This is a genomic window from Antarctobacter heliothermus, from assembly GCF_900188425.1.
Lineage (GTDB): Bacteria > Pseudomonadota > Alphaproteobacteria > Rhodobacterales > Rhodobacteraceae > Antarctobacter > Antarctobacter heliothermus.
The window spans coordinates 150,453-176,895 of the sequence record NZ_FZON01000001.1 but is presented as its reverse complement, the minus strand read 5'-3'; the positions used below and the strand labels follow the sequence as shown (position 1 = coordinate 176,895).

The window sequence follows — 26,443 nt, the reverse complement described above, 5'->3', positions numbered from 1 at the left end:
CGTTTACTGCATTGCGGGCCCCCAGTCTCGTGCCGTTTGACCGGAGCCCGGCGGCGCGGCTATCCTTTGCGCACAAACATTTTTTTCATGAGGCCTTTGATGATCCGTTCTCTTGTCGCGCTGATTGCGCTTTGGCCGTTGGCCGCCCCGGCCCAAGGCGCGCTGGACGCGCCGGTTTCCCCCGCCTTGGCAGAGGCGCGCGATCTTTGGCTCAACGGGCGCTATGACGGCATCTGGGACACCGTCCGGCAAGAGGCCGAAGACGGCCACCCGGTGGCGCAGAACATGTTGGGCGCCGGGCTGACGGAAAAGGACGGCGGGCAGGGGCTGACCTATGATCCGGCCCAGGCGCTGGACTGGTATCAGCGCGCCGCCGCACAGGGCTTTGCCCGCGCCCATTTCAACATGGCGCTGTTCTGGCAGGCCGATCACACCGGCTTTGGCATCGACTACGCCAAGGCCCGCACAGAGGCCGAAGCGGCCATCGCGCTGGACTATCCGCAGGCCTACAACATTCTCGGCGACATGGCGCACCACGGACGCGGCACCCCGGCGGACATGGCGCAGGCGCTGGAGTGGTATCGCAAGGGGGCCGACGCGGGCACCTTCAACGGGCTGCGTGAGGTCGGCTATGCCTATTACCACGGCAATGGCGTCGCCGAAGACGTCGACCTGTCACGCCTCTACCTCGAACGCGCCGTGGCCGCCGGGGACAAGAAATCCATCCCCGATCTGGCCTGGTTGTACGAAGGCAACGACGGCATTGCGCAGGATCTGGTGAAATCATGGCTGCTCTACCGGCTGGGCGTCGAACGCGGCGTTCCCAAGGCCGCCTATGAACTGGGCCTGTTTGTCGCCTGGGCCGACTACGAAGGCGTTTGGCACAACCCGGTTCAGGGCTACGGCTATTGCCTTGTGGCCATCGACTGGGGCCATACCCTCAGCGACGCCGACATCGCCGAAGAGTGCGATGCCTTGGCCGAGGTCCTGGATGAAGCACATCGCGCCGAGGCCCACAGCTTTGCCGAACAGGTCAAGGCGCGCTGACCTTCAGGCACTCATGGGGCGGGGGGTAGAATCGCCAATGCCCAGCCGCGCCCGGACCGTTTCCGGCAGCATCCGCCGCGACGAGATTCGCAGCAGGGCCATTTCCGCGATCAAACGATCCGCTCCATATCGGGCGATGTAGTCGGCATGATTGTCAAAGCCATGCCGCCCGGCATAGTCGACAAAGCTCTCGGACGGCGTGCCATTCGCAAGGATCGCCTCGTGGACTTCGGTTTCGATGTGACAGTAGGTCACCCGGTCGTCCATTTCTGACAACGGCACAAAGCGGATGGTCGCACCGTTCACCAACGCCCCTGCGTTGATCAGCAGCCCGTCCACCAACATCCCGTGATCGGCGGTCACGACCAGATCACTATGCGGCAGCCCGGGACCCAAAGCCCCGGCGCGGATGCGAACGGGCTCCTGTCGCGGGCTGGCAAGGCGCGTCACCACGGTCTGACGCCCGACCCACAGCACCGGAACAGCGCGGCCATCCGCCGTCAGCACTGCATCTCCGATCCGCAGCGCCTCGACCGCCGTCTCGCCCTTGGGTGTTGCAATCAGGGTGCCGGGGCCAAAGCACTGCAACTCATAAGCCCCCGCATCGGCAAAATTCGAGCCGTCATTGCCCGCGCCGGGCACATCGAACAGCGCCTCGCCGCGTGCATCGGGCAGGGCCGAGGTCCCGATATCCAGCGCCGGGTTGCTTGGGTCATCCTTCAGCGCAATGGTCTGCACTAGCCCGCCATTATCGGCCAGCACCCCGCCGCCCGTCAGCGGATCCATCGCGGCAAAAACGGTGGCAGCGTCGCCGGAGGTGACGGAATTCGTGATCACCGGTGCCGGGCCCGCCTGGGTGATACCTGACCCGTAAGTGCCCAGGATGATTGAGTTCGTTATCGTCGTGGAATTTGCATCAAGATAATAAGTGTCTCCCGTGATGGTCGTGTCAATCAGCGTCGTATTCGGACCTTCATCGAATAGCCCGCTGCCTTCGCCCGCCCGGTTTGCCGAAATCGTCGTGTTGATCAGCGTCAGATGGCCATCATAGTTCATGATGCCTCCGCCTTGGATCGACCTCCAAAATGGACTGGTCCCGTTGTCAGTGATCAAGACGTCCGTAAGGGTCAGTGTGGCAATATTTGCGATGGCACCGCCGTATCCTTCTTCGTCGTTGTTGCCCGAAAAAACCGAGGACGTGATCTCTGCTGTACCAAAATCCACATTCGCCAATCCTCCGCCGCCGGGATCGAACAATTTCCCTGACCCCCCTGAGATATTGTCAGAGATCGCTGTGCCGGTGACGGTCAACATACCGCTGTTGTGGATCCCACCGCCACTTCCCAAAGCCGCGTTGTTTTCCGAGATCACAGAGTCGATGATGTTGGCTGTGCCGGTGGCGTCGTTAAATAGGCCGCCACCAATATTGAAACCAAAGTTGTCAGACAGTGAACTGTCTGTGATCGTAACCGTGCCGCTGTTGCTGATCGCGCCGCCCGATGCTCCAGTATTGCTGATGAAATTCGCGTGGTTGGCGATCAGCGTGCCTCCATTGGCCACGTCGACAGCGCCCCCGCGCACGGCGCTGTTCGCCCCGGTCAGGATCAGGGCATCAAGGTTCAGCGTGCCGCCACTGCCGACGGAAAAGATCCGCGCGTCATTGCCGTCTATGGTGATGTCGGGGACGTTATCCGCCCCGGTGACATCGCCATTGATGGTGAGATCCGTGCCTATGGTGATCTCGCCTTGGGAAAGCTCCACCGTGCCGGTTACGGAAAACACGATTGTGTCGCCGGACCCGGCCTGCGCCACGGCTTCGCGCAGGGTCAGGTCGCCGTCCACGACGGAGGTATCATGCAGTACATTGACGATATGTGTGGTCGGCATAGGGCGCCCTCTGGTTCAGGCGACCAAAATGAACAGCAGTGGTCACGGCACCAAAGCCGCGATTCCTTGCCTTCAGTCCCCCCGGATCAAGATTTGAAAAAAGGTTAATTCGCCATTTGCGACGCTACCAGCACTAATCGTCCGTAAACCGCACCTTGCCGATATAGGGCAGGTTGCGGTTGCGCTGGGCAAAATCGATGCCATAGCCCACCACAAACTCATCGGGGATCTCGAACCCGATCCAGTCGGCGCGCACCTCCACCTCTCGCCGCGTCGGCTTGTCCAGCAGGGCGATCACCTTCAGCTTGCGCGGCCCGCGTGCATTCAGCAGGTGGATCACATGATGCATGGTAAATCCGGTGTCGATGATATCCTCGACCACCAGCACATCGCGCCCCTCGATCCCGCCGCGCAAGTCCTTGAGAATGCGCACCTCTCGGCTACTTTCCATGGCGCTCCCGTAGGAAGACGCCTCGAGGAAATCCACCTCCACCGGCAGGTCCAGCTCGCGCACCAGATCGGCAATGAACACGAAGCTGCCGCGCAGCAGTCCCACCACCACCAGCTTGTCAGTGCCCGCAAACTCGCGGTCGATCTCGCGCGCCAGCGCCTCGATCCGGGCGGCGATGGATTTGGCAGAGATCATCTTGTCTACGACATATGGACGCTGTGTCATGGCTTTCCCTTGAAACTTCGGCGTGACAATACGAAATCCCCCGCCATTGTCAGTCCCGAAAAGAGCGACATGCCGACCCACTCAGAGACCCGCAAACTGCCCTACACCGCCCAACAGATGTATGATCTGGTGGGGGATGTGGCGTCCTATCCGCAATTCCTGCCGTGGACGGCCGCCGCGCGCATCCGCTCCCGCGAGGACAAGGGCGACCATGAGGTGATGCTGGCCGAGCTGGTGATTTCCTTCAAGGTTTTCCGCGAGAAATTCGGCAGCCGAGTCACCCTGTGGCCAGAGCAGAAACGCATCGACACTGAATACCTTGATGGTCCGTTCAAGCATATGATTTCAAAGTGGGAATTCCGCGACGTGGACGGCGGGGCAGAGGTCGATTTCTTTGTCGATTTCGAATTTCGCAACCGCATCCTGCAAGGGGCGGCAGGCATGTTCTTCTACGACGCCATGCAGCGCATCGTGCGCGCTTTTGAACGCCGCGCGGCAGAGCTTTACGGCTAGGGTCCGCGCCCCGCAAACCACCGGCTGCGCGCCCCGTCCCGGACCTGATCCGCGACCGGATCACCGGCCCCATTCGCCAAAGCTGCCGTTAACCACCTGTTTGGAAATTTGACCGGGGCAGGGCGCTTTGCCCCGGAAATGCCCGATTCCCGGCCCATGTCTTACGCTTGTGTTACCAACCGGAACCGGAGCCATGCCCGCCGTCTTTAACATTGCAGCCCTGCTTTTGCCCCAGACCCAGACCCTCGGGATGCCGCAGGCGGCGAAATCCGCCGCCCGTCTGGTGCCGCCCGGACAGGCGGCCATACAGGCGGCGCCGACCGCCACCGCCCCCTTTGGCGCGGGCACGCCACTGGCCACCGGGGCAGTTCTGCCGCCCTCGGCGCAATGGCCCGTACCTGCGCCGCCGCCGGTCGTCTCGACCAATCAGACCGGCCTGATCGCCGCCGCCGCCATCAACGGGCTGGACCGCGCCCCCGATGACAGGCCGCGCGACCCGCATCAGGGCCGCCGCGACAGCGCCTTTGCACCGCCGGACCAGCGCGCGGACCAGCGCGCCACCTCCACAGCGCAGGATGTTGTGCCCAAGGGGTTGCCGGGCGGTCCGGCCCCCATGGCCAGTGGCGGCAGCGCCCGACAGGCCGCGCCCGGCTACGGGGCCGCGCGCATGGCCCTGCACGGCTGACTTTACCTCGCCGCGCATCTCGCTAGGGTCACGCCCGGACCACAGCCCGGAGCGCGCCATGACATCGCCCTTTACCCCCATCATCGACGCCGTCCGCGCCGCCGACACCGACACGGCCCGTGCCATCATGGCGCTCTCGGCGCTGGACTGGGCCGCGTGCGGCATCGCCGGTCAGGCAGAGCCGGTCTCGCGCCTGACCCGCGCCCTGATCGAGGATGAGGGCGGCACCCCGCAGGCCAGCCTGATTGGCGGCGGGCGCGCCCCGATGCGCGGCGCGGCGCTGGTCAATGGCGCAACCTCTCATGCGCTGGATTATGACGACACACATTTCGCCCATATCGGCCACCCCTCCGTCGCCGTTCTGCCCGCCGCGCTGGCCGTGGGTGAGCGTTACGGAAAGACCCTGCCGCAGATCCTTGACGCCGCCCGCCTTGGGGCAGAGGCTTCGATCCGGTTTGGTCTGCGCTTTGGCCGCGCACATTATCAGGCGGGCTATCACCAGACCGCCACCGCCGGGGCCTTTGGGGCCTGCCTTGCCGCCGCGCAGTTGATGGATCTGGATGCCGAGCAAACCTTGCACGCCCTTGGCCTCACCGCCACCCGCGCCTCTGGCCTGAAATCGCAGTTCGGCACCATGGGCAAACCCTTCAACGCCGGGATTGCAGCCGCAAACGGGGTCGAGGCCGCCTGGCTGGCGGCGCAGGGGTTCATCTCCAACCCCGATGCGCTCGACACCACCAATGGCTTTGTCCAGACGCACATCTGCGACGGTGACACGGTACAGCCGCCCGGCGCGCTGCTGGAAACGCTCAGCCACAAATACCACGCCTGTTGCCACGGCTTGCACGCCACGTTGGAGGCGCTTGCCCTGCTGCCGCGCCCCGATGTGGCAGAGGTCAAATCCGTCACCATCACGACGCACCCGCGCTGGCTGACCGTGTGCAACATCCCCGAACCGCGCACCGGGCTGGAGGCGAAATTCTCCTACCGTCTCGTGACAGCACTTGCGCTGCTGGGCCATGACACGGCGGCACTGGACACCTATTCGGACGCGCTCAGCAACGATCCGCAAATCACCGCCCTGCGCGACCGTGTTGCCGTCAAAACTGACGACACCCTGAAAGAGACCGAGGCGCTGGTAGCGCTCGACACCGACGGCAGCTATGAGGCGCATTTTGATCTTGAGGCCCCGATGCCGCTGGCGACCCGCGCCAGCCGCCTGCGCGCCAAGGCCGGATCGCTGGTCGGGGCAGACCGCGCCGATGCGCTCTGGCAGGCGATCGAGGCTGGGGATCTCTCGGCGTTCAGCGCCGAAATCGCCGGGTGATCTGTTGCTGCGCCAAGGGGGCGAGGGTTAACGAAACCTGAAAACGCCTCTGTAACCCCTTGATTTTTATAGGGCGTCAGGCTGTCCACGCGTGGACAGACAAAAACGGGCCCCGCAGGGCCCGCTTTGAAATCGCAACCGTCAAGCATCAACTCGCGTGGTCATAGGCCCGCTCGCCATGCACCGCGATGTCCAGACCGTTGACCTCGGTCTCATCATCGACCCGCAGCGGCGTGATCGCCTTGACCACAAAGATCAGCACCACGGTCACCACCACGGTAAAGACCCCGACCACTGCCAGCGACCCCAACTGCGCCGTCCAAGACCCCAGCCCAAAGACCGCGATCATGATCGTCCCAAAGATCCCGCCGACGCCATGCACCGCAAACACATCCAGCGTGTCGTCGATCTTCATCTTGTTGCGGATCAGGTTGACCGCTTCCTGACACAGGATGCCCGCCACAGCGCCGATGATCAGCGCCTGCACCGGCCCGACAAAGCCCGACGCCGGCGTGATCGAGGCAAGCCCCGCAATTGTCCCCGTCACCATGCCTACCATCGAGGCCTTGCCGAACTTGATCCGCTCCCACAGCGCCCATGTCAGCGACGCCGCCGCCGCCGACAGATGCGTGACAGTCAGCGCCATGGCCGCACCGCCGTCCGCCGCCAGCTGCGAGCCACCGTTAAAGCCGAACCACCCGACCCACAGCATCGCCGCCCCGATCATCACATAGCCGGGGTTGTGCGGCGGCGTGCTGTGGTTCTTGCGCGGCCCAAGAAAGAAGGCGATCAACAGCGCCGCAAGGCCCGCGGTCTCATGCACCACGATCCCGCCCGCGAAATCCTTGACGCCCGTCTCACCAAAGATCCCGCCATCGGCCAGCATCCCGCCGCCCCAGACCCAATGCACCACCGGCGCGTAGCACAGCAGCATCCACAGCCCCGAAAACAGCAGCACAAAGCCAAAACCGACCCGCTCCACATAAGCGCCGACAATCAGCGCGGGCGTGATGATGGCAAAGGTCATCTGAAAGGCAAAGAACAACACCTCGGGCAAGGTGCCCGCCAGCGTGCCTGCGTCGATGCCGGTCAGGAACGCCTTGCCCAACCCGCCCCAGATCGCGTTCCCCTCGCCGAAGGCGATGGAATAGCCCACGACGAACCACAAAACGCTCATCAGGCAGGCGATGGCGTAGCATTGCATGAAGACGCTCAGCACGTTTCGTGATCTCACGAGCCCGCCGTAAAACAGCGCCAGCCCCGGCAATGTCATAAACAGCACAAGTGCCGTCGCCACGATGATCCAGGCGGTATCCGCTCCGTTCATATCCCTCGTCCCTCCGTTAGGTTGGCAGGCAGGAAGCGGATTTTGACTGCGGGAAAAAGCGGCAAGAGGTCTAGGGGTGGCGTAAAATATCAGCATTTCGCAAAACGCCCTTATATCGGGCTAAAATTTGCGCCCATGCCCCTTAATTGGGCAGCATGGAGTCGCTTCATTGGATGTGTGTTTCGCACGCGGACCGGTGTCCTTGCGGGACATGGGGCCCGGACATCCAAAGCCGTCTGGCTCAGCCAAGCCCCGATATCAGCAGGCGCAGTGCGTGGTCTCTCGCTGCTGCGCGCACCTCGGCACGGCCCAGGGCACCATGATCGATGGTCTGGGCCGTTACCCCCTTGGCCGTCGCCAACCCGTAGCAAACCCGCCCCTCGGGCTTGAATTCGGACCCGCCGGGCCCGGCAATTCCGCTGACCGCCACCGCCACATCGGCCCGCGCCGCTGCGCGCGCGCCCTGGGCCATCTCGCGCACGACCTCCTCGGACACCGCGCCTTGCGCCTCCAGCGTGGCGGGTGACACGCCCAGCATTTCGGACTTGGCGAGATTGGAGTACGTGACAAAGCCGCGCTCAAACGCGGCCGAAGAGCCTACAACATCGGTGATCGCGGCGGCCACCATGCCGCCTGTGCAGCTTTCGGCTGTGGTGACGGTCTGGCCGGTTTGGGTGGCCCTCTCGACGATGCGCTGCGCGACCGTCACATCAACAGCCCGTGTGAGATCCCGGCCAGCACAACCGTGATCAGGGCGGCCAGGATACCCGCCAGCACATCATCCAGCATCACGCCCAGAGGGGTGCCCATCCGGTCGACATGCCCGATGATCCACGGTTTCCAGATGTCGAACAGCCGGAACAGGACAAGGCCCGCGATCCAGCCGGGCCATAGCCGCCACAGGTCAACCGACATCAGCATTGCGCCATAACTTACTGGAAACAGGGCGATCCACTGGCCGACCACTTCATCAATCACGACCCATGAGGGATCTTCGCCGTGACCGTCGGCGGTCAGCCTGACCACCGCAAACCATCCCAGCCCAAAGGCGGCGATGGTCAGCGCCAGCAACAGCCAGAAACCGCCGATCATGTGCACGCCGTAGGCCAGGGGCAGCGCCGCTAGCGACCCCCAAGTGCCCGGTGCGGGGCGCAGATAGCCAACGCCGCCGACAGAGGCCAGCCACCTCATGATGCCACCAGGGTTGCGGTGGCCAGCGCGGCGATTCCCTCTTCGCGTCCGGTAAAGCCCAGCCTCTCTGATGTGGTTGCCTTGATCGATATCCGGTTGCCGTCCAGTTCCATGATGCTTGCCATTTTTTCTGTCATTTCATCGGCATGTGGGTCGATCTTGGGGCGCTCACAGATCAGCGTCAGGTCGATGTTGCCGATGGCATAGCCGCGTGCGCGGGCCAGACTGACCGCATGGCGCAGGAAAATCGCGCTGTCGGCGCCCTTCCACTGGGGATCGGAGGGCGGAAAGTGCCGCCCGATGTCGCCCTCGGCCAGCGCGCCGTAGATGGCGTCCGTAACCGCGTGCATACCCACATCAGCGTCCGAATGACCTTTGAGCTTGTGTGTGTGCGGCACCGCGACGCCACAGAGCACGACATGGTCGCCGTCCTCAAACGCGTGCACGTCGAACCCATTGCCCAGCCTTACATCCATTTTCCCTCGCAACTGATTGGCAGCACGGGAAAAATCCCCGGGCGCGGTGATTTTCAGGTTGGCCTCGTCTCCGGGCACGATGGCCACCGTCATGCCCGCCGCGCGGGCCACGGCGACGTCATCCGCCGCACCGCCAGAATGGGCGCGATGCGCAGCCAGGATTTGTTCAAAATCAAACCCTTGCGGCGTCTGCGCCCGGTACAGCCCCGTGCGGTCCTGTGTTCCCGATACCAGCCCCGCGTCGCCGGTCCACAGCGCATCCGTGACCGCCAGTGCCGGGGCCGCGCCCGCATGGGTGTCCAGCGCCGCCAGCACCGCCTCTATGACGGTGGCAGACACACAGGGGCGTGCCACGTCGTGGATCAGGACCTTGTCCGGTGTGTTTTTCGCCAGCACCTCCAGCCCCGCCGCCACCGATGCGGCCCGATCTGCGCCGCCCGGAACCAGCCGCACATCCAACCCCTGCGCCGCCGCCTCTGCGACGGCCCGGTCGTCGGGGTGGATGACCATGACAATCAGTCCGCGCCCGGCAAAGGCCTGCAAGGTCCAGCGCGCCACGGGTTGACCGCCAACGCACTGCCATTGCTTCGGAAGTTCCCCGCCAGCCCGCGTGCCGCGGCCTGCGGCGACGATGATGATCCCAGTATTCATGGTCTGCCCGACGATTTCGGTCCCTGTCATAGGCCCTGACGGGCCGTCGCGCAATCTGTCGGGCCTTGTGCCTGTTTTTTGGGCGCAAGGCGGGGATGCGCCCGGAAAAAGGGCCTGACAGATTGTAGAAAACGCTGCTTTCCCATAAATCTGTCGACCAGAGGACACACACTCGCCATTGCACAAGGACTGGGCATTTGGGCTTTGATCTTGGAGATCGGCGGATCACGGACCCCGTTTTGCTGGCGCCGCTGGCGGGAATCACCGATCTGCCGTTTCGCACGCTGGTTTCGCGCTTTGGCGCTGGTCTTGTCGTGTCCGAGATGATCGCCAGCGGCGAGTTTCTGACAGCGCGCCCTGGCACGCGTGAAAAGGCCGAGCTTGGCGCGCAGATCGAGAATACCTCGGTCCAGATCTCGGGTCGGGAGGCGGGGCCAATGGCAGAGGCGGCGCGCCGGGTGGCCGACATGGGCGCGCGGGTGATCGACATCAACATGGGCTGCCCGGCCAAGAAGGTGACCGGCGGCTGGTCCGGGTCGGCGCTGATGCGCGCACCGGATCACGCGCTGCGCCTGATAGAGGCGGTGGTGGCCGCTGTGGATCTGCCGGTGACGCTGAAGACCCGGCTGGGCTGGGACGTGGACTGTTTGAACGCGCCGGATCTGGCGCGCAGGGCCGAAGGAGCAGGCGTCCGGATGATCGTCATTCACGGCCGCACGCGCTGTCAGTTTTACAAGGGAGCGGCCAATTGGGCCGCCATAAATGAGGTGAAGAGCGCTGTGCAAGTGCCTGTAATTGCAAACGGAGATGTCGTTGATTCGGCCTCAGCGACCGATGCGCTGCGTCTGTCCGGGGCGGACGGTGTGATGATCGGACGTGGCGCACAAGGGGCCCCGTGGCGGTTGGCGCAGGTGGCGCATGCCCTGTACGGCGCGCCAAAGCCGGATGTGCCAAGGGGTCGCGCGCTGATCGACATGGTCTGTGGCCACTATGAGGCCATGCTGGACTTTTACGGGGCCACGCTGGGCAACCGGGTCGCGCGCAAACATCTGGGTTGGTACATGGATGCCGCCAACACGCCGCCGACGCTGCGCAAACGCCTGCTGACCGAACGCGATCCGCGCGCCGTCCTGCACTTGCTGCCAGAGGCGCTTGGCGCCGGGGCGGAGGCCGCGTGATGGACGAACAGGACAGCAATATCTGGTCGTCGCTGCCGGTCCCGGCCATCCTGATCGACGAAAACGATCTGATTGGCGATCTGAACCCGGCCGCCGAAGGGTTCATGAACAACTCGGCCAAGTGGCTGACCGGCCAGCCGATCTGGGACAGGCTGGCGGTGGATGCGCCGCTGGAGGAAAGCTTTGCCCGCGCCCGCGACCAGGGCACACCGCTGTTTGTGAATGACGTGGATGTCGGCACCGGCAGCCGCGCGCCGCTGGTCTGCAATCTGCAAATTTCACCTCTGACGGGCAGGCCGGGCTGGATGATCATGTTGATCAGCCCGCGTGAACTTGCCGGGCGTATGACGCAGAGCCATTCAGTCAAATCGGCGGCCAAGTCGGCCATCGGCATGGCGGAAATGCTGGCCCATGAGATCAAGAACCCACTGGCGGGCATCGCCGGGGCCGCGCAGCTCATCAGCATGAGCCTTGGGCCGGAAGATCTTGAATTAACAGACCTTATCGTGGTCGAGACTCGCCGTATCGTCAAGCTGCTGGAGCAGGTCGAACAGTTCGGAAACCTGTCGGCCCCCGAACGGCGTGAGGTCAATATACACGACGTTCTGGACCGCGCGCGCCGCTCCTCTTTGCTGGGGTTCGGCGCCCATATGAAGATCATCGAGGATTACGATCCCTCGTTGCCCATGGCGCTTGGCGATCCTGACCAGCTTTTGCAGGTGATCCTGAACCTGATCAAGAACGCATCGGAGGCGGCAGACCCACGGGAGGGGGGAACGATCCGCCTGCACACCTTCTATGAACACAGCTTTCGCCTGCGCCGGGCTGACGGATCGGGTCAGACCCTGCCGCTGCAGGTCGAGATCATCGACGACGGCCCCGGCCTGCCGCCGGACATCAAGGGCGATATCTTTGATCCCTTCGTGTCGGGCAAGGAAAACGGCACCGGCCTGGGCCTCGCCCTGGTGAGCAAGATCATATCCGACCACGACGGATGGATTTCGGTCGACAGCGTCCCGGGGCGGACGGTGTTTCGCATATCGCTGCCGCGCGCACCTGCGGCGCCAAAGGAGAGCACATAAATGGATGGTACAGTTCTGGTTGCGGATGATGACCGCACGATCCGCACGGTTCTGACGCAGGCCCTGACCCGCGCCGGATGCAAGGTGCACGCCACCTCCAGCCTGACGACGCTGATGCGCTGGGTGGCCGAGGGCAAGGGCGACGTGGTGATTTCCGACGTGGTCATGCCCGATGGCAACGGGTTGGAAATGCTGCCCAAGATCGCCGAAGACCGCCCCGGTCTGCCGGTGATCGTGATTTCGGCACAAAACACGATCATGACGGCGATCCAGGCGGCCGAGGCCGAGGCCTATGACTATCTGCCCAAGCCGTTTGACCTGCCGGACCTGATGAAGCGCACCGCGCGGGCGCTGGAGAACCGCAACCGCACGCCCAAGCGCGAAGAGCCGGTGGTGGGCGCGGATGAGCCGGATGAGCTGCCGCTGGTGGGCAAGACGCCCGCCATGCAGGGGCTGTACCGTTTGGTGGCGCGGGTGATGAACACCGACCTGCCGGTTCTGATCACCGGCGAAAGCGGCACCGGAAAATCGCTGATCGCCCGCGCACTGCATGATTTCAGCGACCGGCGGACGCTGCCGTTTGTGACGGTCAACAGCTCTGATCTGGCCGATCTGGACGGTCCGGCGCGGGTCCTGGCACGGGTCCGGGGCGGCACGCTGCTGATTGATGAGATCGCCGACATTTCCGATGAGATTCAGGCCCGGATCGTGCGCATGATGGATGTGCCCGGCGATCATGTGCCGCGGTTTCTGGCCTCGTCGCAGCATGACCCGCAATCGCTGATCGAGAACGGCAAGGTACGGCAGGATCTGTTCTACCGGCTGGACGGGGCGGCGATTGCCGTGCCCAGCCTGCGCGAACGGGTCGAGGATATTCCGCTGTTGGCCGAACATTTTCTCAATCGGGCCGAACGTGAAGGCGCGCCGAAACGCTGGCTCTCTGAGGGGGCGGCGGATCTGTTCCGGGTCTATTCCTGGCCCGGCAACGTGCGCCAGCTGGAAAACGCGGTGCGCCGTCTCAGCCTGACCAGCCGCGCCGAGGAAATCACCCGCGCCGAGGTCGAGGCCGTGCTGGGCAACCAGCCCGAGACCGGCCCGGCGCTGCGCGGCGGCGACAGCGACAAGCTGGGCGAAAGCGTCGGCCGCCACCTGCGTCGATACTTTGACCTGCATGGCGCGATGCTACCGCCGCCGGGTCTGTATGGCCGCATCCTGCGCGAGGTCGAGGCGCCACTGATCGAGATCGCGCTGGAGGCCACGGGCGGCAATCAGGCGAAATGCGCCGATCTACTCGGCATCAATCGCAATACTTTGCGCAAGAAGATCACCGACCTTGATATTCGCGTGACACGCCGCCGCAAGTTGATGTAAAAGAGCCACATATGTGTGACCCCGCCGCCTCGGCGTGGTGAGAAGGTCACAAAATTTGGCGGTTGCCGTCGTCTGGTCCACCAGAGACGGCACATTAACGAGGGTTGGCTGTGGCCACGCGGGCACGCACCATGTTCCGGTCTCCGACCTGGGCGCTGTTCACGCGTCTGCGGCGGACACGGCTTTTTCAGAACGTCGTCACCCTGTTGCTGGTGGCGCTGGGGCCCGTGCTGGCCATTGCCACTTTCATGGTGCTGGGGCCGCTGGACCAAGGCGCGACGGCGTTCAGCCTGCGACTCGTCCTGTTGGCCGATCTGGTCTACGTCCTGCTGCTTGCGGCGCTGGTTCTGGCCCGCGTGGCGCGCATGATCGCCGACCGACGGGCGCAATCGGCGGGATCGCGCCTGCACCTGCGGCTGACGGCGGCCTTTGCCATGATGGCGCTGCTGCCGACCGTGACCGTGGCGGTCTTTGCCGTGCTGACCATCAATATCGGGCTTGAGACGTGGTTTTCCAGCCGGGTGCAGAACGTGGTCGGTGCCTCGCTTGCCGCGGCAGAGGCCTATGAGGCCGAAACCCGCGCGGGGCTGGTACAGGATGCCCGCGCGCTGGGTGCCTTTCTGGATGAAAACCGCCGCCGCAGCTTTGCCATGGACGACGGCGAGTTGCGGCAGATCCTCAGCCAGGGGCAGGCCCAGATCCAGCGCGGCCTGCGCGAGGCCTATGTGATCAACAGCGAAGGCGACATTCGCGCGCGGGGCGAACGGTCTTATCTGTTCGATTTCGAACAACCCGCCTCGGCGGATTTCCTGCGCGCCGATGCAGAGGGTCTGACCGTCATTCCCGACTGGGACAACAATGAGGTCCGCGCGCTGTTGCCGCTGGGGGCCTTTGCCGACCGCTATCTTTACGTCAGCCGTCAGGTCGACGGGCAGATCCTCAACCTGCTGGATGAGACGCAGGAAACCGCGCGCTTTTACCAGCAACAAGAGACAGAGCGGGGCAGGCAGCTGTTTGACTTTGCGTTGCTCTACCTTGGTTTTGCGTTGCTTCTGATCCTTGCGGCGACCTGGGCGGGCCTGTGGTTCGCCGAGCGGCTCAGCCGCCCGGTCGGGCGGTTGACCGGCGCGGCGCAACTGGTCGGCTCCGGCGATCTGGACGTGCAGGTGCAGGAAGAAGAGGGCGACGACGAAATCTCGATGCTGGGGCGCTACTTCAACCAGATGACCCGCCAGCTAAAGGCGCAGCGCGAGACGCTGTTGGAAAACACTCGTCAGATCGAACGCCGCCAACGTCTGTTCGATTCCGTGCTGTCCTCTGTCACCTCCGGGGTTGTGGGGCTGGACGCCGAGGGCAAGGTAACCTTTGTGAACCGGTCTGCCGAACGTCTGCTGGGCTGGCATGAAACCCACCGCTCGGTGCCGATGACGGTGGCGGTGCCGGAATTTGGCGCCTTGTTCGACCGGCTGCGGCAGGACGGGCTGGAGACGGCGCAGCAAGAGATCAAGGTCAGCCGCGAGGGGCGGCTGGAACACCTGCTGGTGCGGCTGTCGACCCGGCGGCGCAAAGACCGCTCGCTAGAGGGCTATGTGATTGCCTTTGATGATGTGACCGATCTGGTCAGCGCGCAGCGCATGGCGGCCTGGGGCGATGTCGCGCGGCGCATCGCGCATGAGATCAAGAACCCGCTGACCCCGATCAAGCTGTCCGCCGAACGGATCAAGCGCAGCTTTGCCGGCAAGCTGGAAGAGCGCGACACCGACAAGGTCAGTGATCTGACGGACCGTATTGTGCGCCAGACAGAGACGCTCAAACGCATCGTGGATGAGTTTTCCGAGTTTGCCCGGATGCCGGAACCCAACCGCAAGCCAGAGGATCTGGGCGCGCTGCTGCGCGAGGCGGTGCTGTTGCAGGAAACCGGCCAGCCGGGGGTGCGGTTCGACATGCAGATCCCCGATGACCCGATGTGGGCGGATCTGGATGCCGACATGATCGGCGGACAGGCGCTGTTGAACCTGATCAAGAACGCGGGTGAGGCGATTGAAACGCTTCAGGAACTTGGTGCGCCAGAGGGCCACCAGCCTGAAATCCGCGTCACGGCCAAGGTGGCCGAGGATGGCCGCGCCGAGATCCGTATCATGGACAACGGCATCGGCCTGCCCGAAGATCGGGCGCGGCTGTTCGAGCCTTATGTGACGACGCGGGACAAGGGCACCGGCCTGGGCCTGCCCATCGTCAAGAAGATCATCGAGGAACACGGCGGAACGCTGACGCTGGACGACGCGCCAGCCTTTGCCGAGGGCGCCCGCACGGGCGCCATGGCAGTCATTCGACTGCCGCTGAACCGGACAGCAGAGGCGCACCGCGCCGATGCTTTGGAAGGTGTGTGAGTACCAGGGAATGAGAGGGCAGAGATGAGTGACATCCTGATTGTCGACGATGAGCGCGACATCCGCGAACTGATCGGGGATATCCTTGAGGACGAAGGCTATGCGACCCGCCTTGCAGGCAACAGCCAGGAGGCGATGACCGAAATCAACGCCGAACCGCCCGCCCTGCTGATCCTCGACATCTGGCTGAAGGACAGCAAGATGGACGGGATCGACATCCTCAAGACCGTCAAGCGCGATAACCCCGACATCCCGGTGGTGATCATCTCCGGTCATGGCAACATCGAGATCGCGGTGGCGGCGATCAAGCAGGGGGCCTACGATTTCATCGAAAAGCCGTTCAACATCGACCAGCTTCTGGTGGTGATCCGCCGCGCGATGGAGGCGTCCCTGCTGCGCCGCGAGAACACCCAGCTGAAACGCGGTGAGGTGAAATCGGCAGAGATGATCGGCGACAGCGCGGCCTACCGCGCCCTGATCAGCCAGTTGGACAAGGTGACCAAATCGAACGGTCGGGTGATGCTGACCGGCCCGGCGGGGGCGGGCAAGGAAGTGGCCGCACGCTATGTCCACGCCCAGTCGAACCGCGCCAAGGCGCCGTTCGTGACGGTGAACTGCGCCGGTGTGGAACCCGAGATGATGGAGGCAATGCTGTTTGGCCGCGAAACCGCCAAGCGCGGGGTCGAACCGGGGTTGCTGGAACAGGCGCATGGCGGGGTGGTCTATTTCGACGAGGTCGCCGACATGCCCAACGGCACCCAGTCCAAGATCCTGCGCGTGCTGGTCGATCAGCAATTCACCCGCGTCGGCGGCAACGACAAGGTGCGCGTCGACCTGCGGGTGATTTCCTCCACCAACCGCGACTTGCAGACGGAAATTGCCGCAGGCCGGTTCCGCGAGGAACTGTATCACCGGCTGAACGTGGTGCCGATCGCCGTGCCCTCGCTGGCGGAACGGCGTGAGGATATTCCGGTGCTGGCGGATCATTTCATCGAACAGTGCAATCGCGCCCAGGGCCTGCCGCTGCGGCAGATGACCGAAGAGGCGGTGGCCCTGATGCAGACGATGACATGGCCCGGCAACGTCCGCCAGCTCAAGAACCTGGTCGAACGGGTGCTGATCCTGGGCGATGGCACCGGCCCGATCGAGGCTCGCGAATTGCCGCAGGACAGCGCGCCGGGTGAAGGCGCAGAGGACCGCGTCGTGCTGTCGGGCACGCTGGCGACCCTGCCGCTGCGCGAGGCGCGTGAGGCGTTTGAACGCGAATACCTGCTGACCCAGATCAACCGGTTTGGCGGCAATATCTCGCGGACAGCGTCCTTTGTCGGGATGGAACGCTCGGCCCTGCACCGCAAGCTGAAGTCGCTGGGGGTTGTGACCTCGGCCAAATCCGGCGCGCGGATTGCGCGGGTGGATGGCAGTTTTTCCGAAGCGACCTGACGCGGAGGGCACGCCATGACTGTGACGCGACGCGGCGCGCTGGTGTTGACGGGTCTTGCCCTTGCGGGCTGCGCAGCGCCAATCCCGAGCGACAGGCCGGGTGGCGGGCCAGACGTTGGGCCAGATGAAAGCGCTGAACTGTCCTTTGCCGCCGGGCCAGAAGGCCAGTCCGCCAAGATCGCGGCGGTAGAGCGGGCGGTTCTGGCGCTGGGACCGGAGGTTGCGGCCGATGAGGCGGCGGCTGTGGCGCGGATCGCGGTGATCGAACCTCTGAACTGGGCGCGCGACTGGGATGCGGTGGACCCGCCACTGATCCACAACATCGCTGTCAACACCGGGGTCAAGCCGCGCGGTCTGTGCAAACACTGGGCAGAAGATCTTGAGGCGCGGTTGCGACAGGAGGGCTTGCAGAGCCTCAGCTTGCATCGCGCCATCGCCAATGCCGACAACCTGAGGATCGAACATTCCACGGTGATCGTCTCGACCCGTGGGGCGGCGATGAACACCGGGCTTGTGCTGGACCCCTGGCGCCAGGGGCAGGGGCGGTTGTGGTTCGGACGGGTCGTTGAGGATCCCAAGTATCGCTGGGTGCCGCGCGCCGAGGTCTTTGCCATGAAGCGGGCGCGTCGCGCGCGGCGCGACGGGTTTTAGCGCCGGGGATTCCGGCGCGGGTCGTCGTGCGGGACTCGTCCCGGCCCCTGCGGGCCGCGACATCGCCCGCCCGCCGACCCTGCCGTGTCGCGCCTGACGGCGCGTTTGCCGCTTCGCGATTCACCCGTGAACAGACCCGCCTGTTCCCCCGGACCCATCGCTCGCTTTTTTTGCTGCCTGAGCCACCCGGCGACGGGCCACAAGGGCAAGCCGCGCAAGCGCGGGGCTGCGCCCCCTTGTCCCCCGCCGCCGGGCGTCTCTTATCGGCATCAAGCGAGAGATGGCTCCGGGGAACAGGCTGGCGGTGTGGGGGCAAAGGCGCGCCCGGGTTGGCGGCGAGCATCTGGCGCGGGGTTTGGGGTGGTGGGACAGAGTTTGCACCGGATTGGGCCCGATTGGACAGGTGTGCGGCGCGTGGCTGCCCGTTGACGGCGCCGCGCCTGCATGTCAGGGAAGGAGGCTGAAGCCGGGACGCGGCGCAGGGGCGGGCTCAAGAACGCATGAAGGTCATCATTTGCGGGGCAGGTCAGGTCGGCTGGCAGATTGCCCGTCACCTCTCGGGAGAGCGGAACGACGTCACGGTTGTGGACAACAATCCCGATCTTGTGCGCCGCGCCACCGATACGCTGGACGTGCAGGGCATTGCCGGTTTTGCCTCCTATCCCGACGTGCTGGAAAAGGCCGGGGCGCGGGATGCGGACATGGTGATTGCCGCGACCTATTCCGATGAGGTCAACATGGTGACCTGTCAGGTGGCGCATTCGGTGTTTGCGGTCCCGCGCAAGATTGCTCGCCTGCGTGCCGAAAGCTATCTGACGGCGATCTATTCGGATCTGTACCGGCGCGATCACCTGCCCATTGACGTGGTGATCAGCCCGGAACGCGAGGTGGCCGAGGCCGCGTTGCAGCGGCTGGCCGCGCCGGCCGCCTTTGACACGGAGACCTTTCTGAATGGCAAGACCCAGCTGATGGGCCTGTCCATTGATGAGGGCTGTCCGATCGTGAACACGCCTTTGCGGCAGTTGACCGATCTGTTTTCGACGCTGCGCTCTGTTGTGGTGGGGGTGCGCCGCGAGGGGCAGCTTTTTGCGCCGGAGTCGGGTGATCAGCTGTTCGTGGGCGACAGTTGTTACGTCGTGGTGCATTCCGAGGACGTGCAGCGCACGATGGAGATTTTCGGCAAGGCCCATCGCAAGCAGGAGCGGGTGGTGATTGTCGGCGGCGGCAATGTCGGCCTGTCTGTGGCCCGTGCGCTGGAGGCGGGCAAGACCCGCATTCGCGCCAAGATGATCGAGCGCAACCGCAAGAACGCCGAACGCGCCGCCGAGGAACTGGAGCGTACCATCGTGCTGCATGGCGACGGTCTGGACGCCGGTCTGCTGGTCGAGGCCGGGGTGGCGCGGGCCGATGCGGCGCTGTGCGTGACCGATGATGACAAGGTGAACCTGCTGGCCGCCGTGCGCGCCAAGGCCGCCGGCTGCCCCATGGTGATTGCGCTGATCAACGACCCCACGCTGGTGCCGCTGATGGAACCGCTGGGCATCGACGCCTACATCAATCCGCGCTCCACCACCGTCAGTTCGATCCTGCGCCACATCCGCCATGGCCGCGTCAGTCAGGTCTATTCCATCGGCGACGCCGAGGCCGAGGTGATCGAGGCCGAGGTCATGTCGACCTCACCCATTGCAGGCAGCCTGATCCGTGAGATCGATTTCCCCGAAGGTGTGCTGGTGGGGGCGGTCCGCAAGGGCGACAAGGTGGTCAAGCCGACCGGCTCCTTGCGCATCGAGGAAGGCGACCAGATCGTGATCTTTGCCCTGACCGGGGACGTGGCAGAGGTCGAACGGCTGTTGCAGGTCTCGATTGACTTCTTCTAGGGGCATGTCCGGGCAGGGGGCCATTGCGGCCGCTTCTGCGATGCCCGGCCTTTTGGCGAGGGGCACGCGATGAACGCCATTGCCCGGATGCCGCTGTTTCTGTTGATGACGGGATTGGGGGCGGCCTCGATGCTGCTGCCCGCGGCCTTTGCCTATGCGATCGAGGATTTCCACGACGCACGGACCTTTTTCTATGGCGCCTTGCTGGGGTTGATCATGACCGCGCTGGTGGCGCTGGCGCTGGGCAACCAGCGCCACAACGAAAGCGCGCTGCGGCAACTGGTGGCGCTGGCGGCGGGCTTCGTTTTTCTGCCGTTGATGTTTGCGGTGCCGTTCCATGAGGCGGTGCGCAACACCGGCTTTGGCAGCGCCTATTTCGAAATGGTGTCCTCTTTCACCACCACCGGGGCCACGCTGTTTGACGCCGCCCGGCTGTCGGGGCCGGAACATCTGTGGCGGGTGCAGGTCGGCTGGATGGGAGGGCTGGTGATGTGGATCGCCGCCTCGGCTATCCTTGCGCCGCTGGCGCTGGGTGGCTTTGAGGTGACCGCCAGCGGCGAGCCGGGCCAGTCCATGGCCGAGGGCGCGATGAATTCCGGCCCCACCGCGCCCAGCCAGCGCCTGATGCGCAGCGCCGAGACGCTGTTTCCGATCTATGCCGGGCTGACGCTGGCGCTGACCGTGATGTTGCTGGTGGCGGGCGATCCGCCCTTGGTGGCGCTGAGCCATGCGATGTCGGTCATGTCGACCTCGGGGATCACGCCGCTGTCGGGGGTGGGGGCCGCACCCAGCGGGTTGGGTGGCGAGATGGTGCTGTTCTGCTTTTTCTTCTTCGCCCTGTCGCGGATGACCTTTTCGGCCGACACCCGGCAAGAGCGAGGCCTGTATTTCGACCCGGAATTCCGGCTGGGCCTGATCATCGTCGTCTCGGTGCCGTTGCTGCTGTTCCTGCGCCACTGGGTCGCCTCGTTCGAGGTGGGCGAGGAACAGAACTGGATCGCCGGGCTGCGCGCGTTGTGGGGCGGGCTGTTCACCGCCGCGTCCTTTCTGACCACCACCGGGTTTGTCAGCGGCGATTGGGAGACGGCGCAGGGCTGGTCCGGCCTGCCGACGCCGGGCATCATCCTGATGGGTCTGGCGCTGGTGGGCGGCGGCGTGGCCACCACGGCGGGCGGGGTCAAGCTGATGCGCGTCTATGCGCTGTACCTGAACGGCAAGCGTGAGATCGAACGGCTGGTCCATCCGCATTCGGTCGGAAGCGCCGGGCCGATGGGGCGGCGGATTCGCCGCGAGGGGACCTTTATCGCCTGGGTCTTCTTCATGTTCTTTGCGGTCACGCTGGCGGCGCTGACCATGATTCTGGGGATCTACGGCGTCGATTTCGAACGCGCCATCGTGCTGACCATCGCCACATTGTCAAACACCGGCCCACTTATTGCGGCGGCCCCGGCGGGGGCCATCGACCTTGCCGCAATGCGTTGGGACGCGCAGTTGATCCTGTGCGGCGCCATGGTGCTGGGGCGGCTGGAATTGCTGGCGATCATCGTCATGATCAGCCCGGACCTGTGGCGGGAATAGTTGCGCGCAAACATGAGTCGAACAGGCGCTGACCAAATTCCCGGATTTTCGGCTGGAAACTCCGGCACGGGCATACCATACTTGGCAAAACGAGGGCGGCCCGGCGCGCGGGCCCGGCAAGAACAAAGGCAATTCAATGGCTTCTGACAGACAGAACCTGCAGGACGCATTTCTTAATCACGTTCGCAAAACCAAGGTGCCGGTGACAGTCTTTCTGATCAACGGCGTCAAACTCCAGGGAGTCATCACCTGGTTTGACAATTTCTGCGTTCTGTTGCGTCGCGACGGGCAATCACAGCTTGTCTATAAACATGCGATTTCGACCATCATGCCCAGCCAGCCGATCAATCTGTATGACGGCGAAGGGGACGCGTGAAGGAACACGCAGCACCAGTGACCCGCGCCTGGGTCCTGCATCCCGATATCAAGAACGACAAGGACCGGCGCAACGCCCGGATGGCCTTGGATGAGGCCGTGTCGCTGGCACATGCCCTGCCGGGGCTAGAGGTCGTGGGTGAAACCATCGTGCCGCTGCCGCGCCCCCATGCGGGCGCTCTGTTCGGCTCCGGCAAGATCGAGGAGCTGCGCGCCCTGTTTGAGGCGCAAGAGATCGAATTGGTGCTGGTCGACGGCCCGGTGACCCCGGTGCAACAGCGCAATCTGGAAAAGACGTGGAAGGTCAAACTGCTGGACCGGACCGGCCTGATCCTTGAGATCTTTTCGGACCGCGCCGCCACCCGCGAAGGTGTGTTGCAGGTCGAGATGGCGCATCTCAGCTATCAGCGCACCCGCCTTGTCCGGGCCTGGACCCACCTTGAACGGCAGCGTGGCGGATTGGGCTTTGTCGGGGGTCCGGGGGAAACCCAGATCGAGGCCGACAGACGCGCCATCGATGAACAGCTGGTGCGCCTGCGCCGCCAGTTGGACAAGGTGGTGCGCACCCGCGAATTGCACCGCAAGGCGCGTGCAAAGGTGCCCTATCCGATTGTCGCGCTGGTGGGCTATACCAACGCCGGAAAATCCACCCTGTTCAATCGCTTGACCGGGGCCGATGTGATGGCCAAGGACATGCTCTTTGCCACGCTGGACCCGACGATGCGGGCGGTTCGTTTGTCCACCGGGGCGGATGTGATCCTGTCCGACACGGTTGGTTTCATCAGCGACCTGCCGACCGAACTGGTCGCCGCCTTCCGCGCCACGCTCGAAGAGGTGCTGGCGGCGGATGTGGTGGTGCATGTGCGTGATATTTCTCACCCCGAGTCCGAGGAGCAGGCCAAAGACGTCCGCACCATCCTCGAAAGCCTTGGGGTGGATGAAGAGACCACCCAGATCGAGTTGTGGAACAAGCTCGACCGGCTGACGCCGGACGACATCGAGGCGGTGCGCCAGCGCGCGGCGCGCGATCCTGCCGTACATGCGGTGTCGGCCCTGACGGGCGAGGGGCTGGGCAACTTCCTTGAGGCGGTGACCGAGGCGGTCGACGGTGAACGGCTGCGCGACGATCTGGTGCTGGGCTTTGACGAAGGGCGCAAGCGTGCCTGGCTGTTCGAAAAATCCCTGGTCGAGCAAGAGCGTCAGGAAGAGGACGGCTTTCACATCTCTGTCAAATGGTCGGCGCGCGACCGCGCGCAGTTCGAGGCGATGGACAAGGACTGAGGCCCCCGCCTCAGATCACCGGATCATCCCTGTGCAACAGGTCTTCGGCCACCTCCAACCGGTGCAACTGCCGCGCTGACGGGGTGGCCGGCGTATTGGCCCAGACCCAGAGACAGAAACAGCGTTGCAGGAACAGCCGGACCGCCGGATCAGAGTCGCCGTCACCATACCTGCGGACCAGCCTTGCCACGGCGTCCTTGCCGTCTTGCGCGCCCAGCGTCATCAGGTCCAGCGCCAGCGTAAAGACATCGCGCAACGGTTCATCGACGCGGGTGTTCTCGAAATCCAACCCCCAGATTGTGCCGTCCACGTCCAGCATCAGGTTGGACAGGGTCATGTCGCGGTGCGTGACCGCGCGGGCAGAGGCGCATCCGCTGACACCATCCGCCATCGCCTGCACGCCCCGCGCGACCTTGGCAAAGCCTGCGGGATCGGGAATGGCCCGTTGCCCGTCAAGCGCCGCCGCCACCAGCCGCGACAGCCAGTTGACCTGGCCCGTCGGGTCAAACGGGCAGGGGCGACGGGTCAGGCCGTGAAAGGCCGCCAGCCACTGCCCTGAGAGGCCCGGCACATCCTCCCGGCCCGCCCGCCAAAGCGCGGCAAGATCGGTGCCGTTGACTGTTGGCATGGCCATCGCCCGGCAGGGTTCATCGAAAAACAAAACCTTGGGCGCGCGACAGTCCCCGGCGTTCAACACCCGCGCCACCTGTGTTTGACGCCGTGCCTGCCGCGCCGCGCGATCGGCATCGGCCCAGACCTTGATCAGGATCGGCCCCTCGGGGGTGTCTGTGGCAAACAGATGTGCCGCACCGCCACCGGGCCGGGCGGCGCGCGGCTCTGAACCGCCGCCATGATGTGCCAGCGCCTTTATGGCCGAGGCCCGTGCGGCCTCGGCAGTCAGGCTCATGGCTTGACCAGACGTGTGATCCCGACAGAGGCAGCGCGCGCCAGCCCGATATCCAGCGACATCGGCAGGTATTCACCCCGCCGCCACAGCTGGCCCAGATCGTCGTAGTGGCGCGACAGCGGGTGCCCCGACTGTCCAGTCGCCAAGATAAAGACCGAACTGTCCGGGTCGGCGAAATCATAGACCCCGCGATAGCCCGCCCCATGCACATTGGCAAAAGGATCGGGATCCTGTCCCGACGTGCGCCCGCGCATCAAGGTGTGGTCGCCGCCCGACGTTTCCTGCCGGACGTTCACGAAGTACCGCAGGATCGGCACCTCGCCCAACACCGGATGGCGGTGCGTGGCGGCATGGGCATCGCCCCAGCGCAGCGATTCCAGCGAGCTGCCGAACTCTTCGTCAATCCAAACCAGCGCATCGTCCAGCGCCAGCCGCGCAACGTCGCTACAGGTTTCCACCACGGCAGAGCGGATCACGTCACACCAGACGCTGGCCCCGTCCACGTCGCGATAGACCCGCTCGATGAACAGCGGCTCCACATGGTCGAACCCTTCGGCCAGCGGTCCCAGATCGTCACGGATCAGCCGGTCCTGCAGTGCGCGCAGCCAGGCGGCATAGATCAGCGGCTCTGGCAGATGTTCGTTCATCTCGCCGTTCCAGTCGGCCAGCAGCGCCAGCGCGCGCTGGCGCTGACGGGCGGGGGTGCCCTGCGCCGCCGCCTCTCCGGTGAACCACAGATCGCGGCCGATCAGCGGCAACAGCGTGCGCGCGGCGGGCGAGACGGTGTCCAGCTGCGCCTCGATGAAGCTGTCGCGGGTGTGTACCTTGCGGCCCTGCATAACGCTGGTCCAGCGCTGCACCCGCTGGCTGTCGCCCCATTCGAAACTGACGTGGTTCGGAAACGGGCGGTCGATCATCTTGTTGTTGGTATTGCCGACAATCCCGCCCTCGGGGGCCAGGAACTCGGGGTTCGACGAATAGGGCAGCAGCCCGTCCCAGCGATTGGTGGCGATCCAACCGCGCGACGGCAGCCGACCCAGGCTTTCGTGCGCGGGATCACGGCGCGGCATCGCACCCACCAGTTTCATCGCGACGGTCTGCCCGTCGATCATGGTCAGGTTCTGCGACGGCGCCACATAGAGGCGCGAGATCTGCATCCCTTCCTCGACCGACCCCGCCATCATCAACCCCACTGCAGCCGAGGCAGAGGTGTCCTCATCCGACAGCGCCGTCCACGACAGCGTCACCAGATGGCCGGGCGGGGTGATCTTGTCCAGGTCGAACTGCGAGGCGGGCAGCACCGGCCCGTTGTCGGTCCACAGCAGGGTCAGCGTGACCGGCGGCTCATCCTTGATGCGGATGATGGATTGCCGCCTCTCAAACGGTTTGAACCCGTCCGGCGTGCGGTATTCGTCGCGGTTGTCAGGGTTGATCTCTTCGAAAAACAGATCCTGATCGTCCAGGTATGAGGAGGTTATCCCCCAGGCCAGCTGCCGTGACCGGCCCACCATCAGCGCCGGGATGCCGGGGATCGACGCGCCGATGACGCCGCCGGACTGCAGCTCCATCCGTGCCAGATACCAGGTCGAGGGCGCGGTGAACCCCAGATGCGGGTCATTGGCCAGCAGCGTCCCGCGTGAGGCAGAGCGGTCCGCTGCTGCGGCCCAGACGTTGGACGCGCCCGCCAGTCCGCGCCGCGGCACCGGCCACAGGAAATCCCCGCCAATGGTGCGCGCCTGCGCGTGTTGCGTGCCCGCCCCCGGCAACAACTGCGCAACGCGGGGCAGCGCCGCCACGCCGGTGCCCGGCATGTCGGGCAGGATATCAGACAGCCGCGCCTCGTCTCCCAGCAACAAGGAGGTGCGCGCCCGCAGCACCTCATCGCCGATATGGCCCGACAATTGCAGCGCCATCAGCTTGATGATCGCCAGAGAATCCGCCGGTTGCCACGGCGCGATCTCTGCCGAGAACAGGAAAAACTCGGGTGCGCCGCGCCCAAGGCTCTGCATGTTGATCTCACCGATGCGGGCGTTGATCCCGGCGGCATAGGCCTCCAGCGCGTCCAGCGTGCGGGCGTCCTGATGCGCGACAGAGGCTTTGGCCGCGCTGTAGATGTCCAGCCGCCGCAGCAGCGTGTCGGTGCGCAGCGTCCGGCGGCCAAAGATTTCCGATAACCGCCCCTGTGCCGTGCGCCGCATCACCATCAACTGCCACAGCCGGTCCTGCGCATGGGCATAGCCCAGCCCGAAAAACGCGTCGCGGTCCGACAGCGCCATGATATGCGGCACCGCTGAATTGTCGCGCACGATCTCGATGTCGGCGGTGATGCCAGAGACCGACAGGGTCTTGTCGTAGTCGGGCAGTGACCGCGACGCGAGATAGTAGGACAGCAAGACGCCGATGACGATCAGCGCCACAGCCAGACTGGCCAGTCGCAACAGCCATCGAAACATCAGCGCCATTTCCCTCTCCGTCCAGTTGGGGTAGGTCAGAATGCACCGGGATTAACTTGCCAGCCCGGGCTTGCCAAGGG

Annotated in this window: 22 protein-coding genes; 14 read left to right on the top strand and 8 right to left on the bottom strand. The window is 64.6% G+C overall.

The window, feature by feature from the left end:
* Positions 1-99 precede the first annotated feature (99 nt).
* Entirely contained in the window at positions 100-1,047 is a 948-nt protein-coding gene (locus tag CHB90_RS00830; RefSeq protein WP_170940951.1) for a tetratricopeptide repeat protein, read from the top strand.
* 3 nt (positions 1,048-1,050) lie between these two features.
* Here CHB90_RS00830 and CHB90_RS00825 read toward each other — a convergent pair whose 3' ends face one another.
* Both CHB90_RS00825 and hpt read right to left on the bottom strand, forming a co-directional pair.
* Positions 1,051-2,934: a Hint domain-containing protein gene (locus tag CHB90_RS00825; protein WP_089275918.1), complete on the bottom strand. Its 1,884-nt coding sequence runs from the start codon at positions 2,932-2,934 to the stop codon at positions 1,051-1,053.
* 133 nt (positions 2,935-3,067) lie between these two features.
* Positions 3,068-3,610, bottom strand: coding sequence for a hypoxanthine phosphoribosyltransferase (gene hpt / locus CHB90_RS00820; RefSeq protein WP_089275917.1), 543 nt, complete (start codon positions 3,608-3,610; stop codon positions 3,068-3,070).
* A 69-nt stretch (positions 3,611-3,679) separates the two neighbouring features.
* Between hpt and CHB90_RS00815 the strand changes: the two genes are divergently transcribed.
* From CHB90_RS00815 to CHB90_RS00805, 3 genes are all read left to right on the top strand, one after another.
* Positions 3,680-4,123, top strand: a complete 444-nt coding sequence (locus tag CHB90_RS00815; RefSeq protein ID WP_089275916.1) for a type II toxin-antitoxin system RatA family toxin — start codon at positions 3,680-3,682, stop codon at positions 4,121-4,123.
* 193 nt (positions 4,124-4,316) lie between these two features.
* Positions 4,317-4,808 carry a hypothetical protein gene (locus CHB90_RS00810; RefSeq protein WP_089275915.1) on the top strand — a complete coding sequence of 164 codons (492 nt, stop codon included), beginning with the start codon at positions 4,317-4,319 and terminating at the stop codon, positions 4,806-4,808.
* A 58-nt stretch (positions 4,809-4,866) separates the two neighbouring features.
* The gene (locus CHB90_RS00805) at positions 4,867-6,135 is read left to right on the top strand and encodes an MmgE/PrpD family protein (RefSeq protein ID WP_089275914.1); all 1,269 of its coding nucleotides are present in this window, start codon (positions 4,867-4,869) and stop codon (positions 6,133-6,135) included.
* 148 nt (positions 6,136-6,283) lie between these two features.
* Here the strand turns inward: CHB90_RS00805 and CHB90_RS00800 are convergent, their stop codons facing one another.
* The 4 genes from CHB90_RS00800 to CHB90_RS00785 all read right to left on the bottom strand — a co-directional run bounded on the left by CHB90_RS00800 (position 6,284) and on the right by CHB90_RS00785 (position 9,780).
* Positions 6,284-7,462: an ammonium transporter gene (locus tag CHB90_RS00800; RefSeq protein WP_089275913.1), complete on the bottom strand. Its 1,179-nt coding sequence runs from the start codon at positions 7,460-7,462 to the stop codon at positions 6,284-6,286.
* Positions 7,463-7,703: 241 nt separating this feature from the next.
* Positions 7,704-8,171 (bottom strand): CinA family protein, encoded by a 468-nt coding sequence (locus tag CHB90_RS00795; protein WP_089275912.1) that lies wholly within the window; start codon positions 8,169-8,171, stop codon positions 7,704-7,706.
* Positions 8,168-8,653 (bottom strand): phosphatidylglycerophosphatase A family protein, encoded by a 486-nt coding sequence (locus CHB90_RS00790; RefSeq protein WP_089275911.1) that lies wholly within the window; start codon positions 8,651-8,653, stop codon positions 8,168-8,170. Before CHB90_RS00790 ends, CHB90_RS00795 begins: the two co-directional genes overlap by 4 nt.
* Positions 8,650-9,780, bottom strand: coding sequence for a bifunctional 2-C-methyl-D-erythritol 4-phosphate cytidylyltransferase/2-C-methyl-D-erythritol 2,4-cyclodiphosphate synthase (locus CHB90_RS00785; RefSeq protein WP_089276005.1), 1,131 nt, complete (start codon positions 9,778-9,780; stop codon positions 8,650-8,652). Before CHB90_RS00785 ends, CHB90_RS00790 begins: the two co-directional genes overlap by 4 nt.
* 197 nt (positions 9,781-9,977) lie before the next feature.
* Here CHB90_RS00785 and dusB point away from each other — a divergent pair, with 197 nt between their 5' ends.
* From dusB to hflX, 10 genes are all read left to right on the top strand, one after another.
* Positions 9,978-10,958 carry a tRNA dihydrouridine synthase DusB gene (gene dusB, locus CHB90_RS00780; RefSeq protein ID WP_089275910.1) on the top strand — a complete coding sequence of 327 codons (981 nt, stop codon included), beginning with the start codon at positions 9,978-9,980 and terminating at the stop codon, positions 10,956-10,958.
* Positions 10,958-12,040: a two-component system sensor histidine kinase NtrB gene (locus tag CHB90_RS00775; protein WP_089275909.1), complete on the top strand. Its 1,083-nt coding sequence runs from the start codon at positions 10,958-10,960 to the stop codon at positions 12,038-12,040. The genes dusB and CHB90_RS00775 overlap by 1 nt, the downstream gene beginning before the upstream one ends.
* Positions 12,041-13,411 (top strand): response regulator, encoded by a 1,371-nt coding sequence (locus tag CHB90_RS00770; RefSeq protein WP_089275908.1) that lies wholly within the window; start codon positions 12,041-12,043, stop codon positions 13,409-13,411.
* A 131-nt stretch (positions 13,412-13,542) separates the two neighbouring features.
* Positions 13,543-15,801 (top strand): sensor histidine kinase NtrY-like, encoded by a 2,259-nt coding sequence (locus CHB90_RS00765; protein ID WP_089275907.1) that lies wholly within the window; start codon positions 13,543-13,545, stop codon positions 15,799-15,801.
* A gap of 24 nt (positions 15,802-15,825) precedes the next feature.
* Entirely contained in the window at positions 15,826-17,241 is a 1,416-nt protein-coding gene (gene ntrX / locus CHB90_RS00760) for a nitrogen assimilation response regulator NtrX (RefSeq protein WP_089275906.1), read from the top strand.
* Positions 17,242-17,256: 15 nt separating this feature from the next.
* Complete coding sequence (locus CHB90_RS00755; RefSeq protein WP_089275905.1) at positions 17,257-17,892, top strand: hypothetical protein; 636 nt, start codon at positions 17,257-17,259, stop codon at positions 17,890-17,892.
* Between the two features lie 500 nt (positions 17,893-18,392).
* Entirely contained in the window at positions 18,393-19,769 is a 1,377-nt protein-coding gene (gene trkA, locus CHB90_RS00750; RefSeq protein WP_089275904.1) for a Trk system potassium transporter TrkA, read from the top strand.
* 69 nt (positions 19,770-19,838) lie between these two features.
* Entirely contained in the window at positions 19,839-21,347 is a 1,509-nt protein-coding gene (locus CHB90_RS00745; protein WP_089275903.1) for a TrkH family potassium uptake protein, read from the top strand.
* 136 nt (positions 21,348-21,483) lie between these two features.
* Positions 21,484-21,723, top strand: a complete 240-nt coding sequence (hfq, locus tag CHB90_RS00740) for an RNA chaperone Hfq (RefSeq protein ID WP_023849333.1) — start codon at positions 21,484-21,486, stop codon at positions 21,721-21,723.
* 17 nt (positions 21,724-21,740) lie between these two features.
* Positions 21,741-23,003, top strand: coding sequence for a GTPase HflX (hflX, locus tag CHB90_RS00735; protein WP_089275902.1), 1,263 nt, complete (start codon positions 21,741-21,743; stop codon positions 23,001-23,003).
* A 10-nt stretch (positions 23,004-23,013) separates the two neighbouring features.
* On the opposite strand, the gene CHB90_RS00730 is transcribed toward hflX, so the two are convergent.
* A complete protein-coding gene (locus CHB90_RS00730) occupies positions 23,014-23,910 on the bottom strand; it encodes an aminoglycoside phosphotransferase family protein (RefSeq protein ID WP_089275901.1) in 897 nt (298 codons plus the stop codon).
* Positions 23,907-26,372, bottom strand: a complete 2,466-nt coding sequence (locus CHB90_RS00725; protein ID WP_089275900.1) for a penicillin acylase family protein — start codon at positions 26,370-26,372, stop codon at positions 23,907-23,909. Before CHB90_RS00725 ends, CHB90_RS00730 begins: the two co-directional genes overlap by 4 nt.
* Positions 26,373-26,443 lie beyond the last annotated feature (71 nt).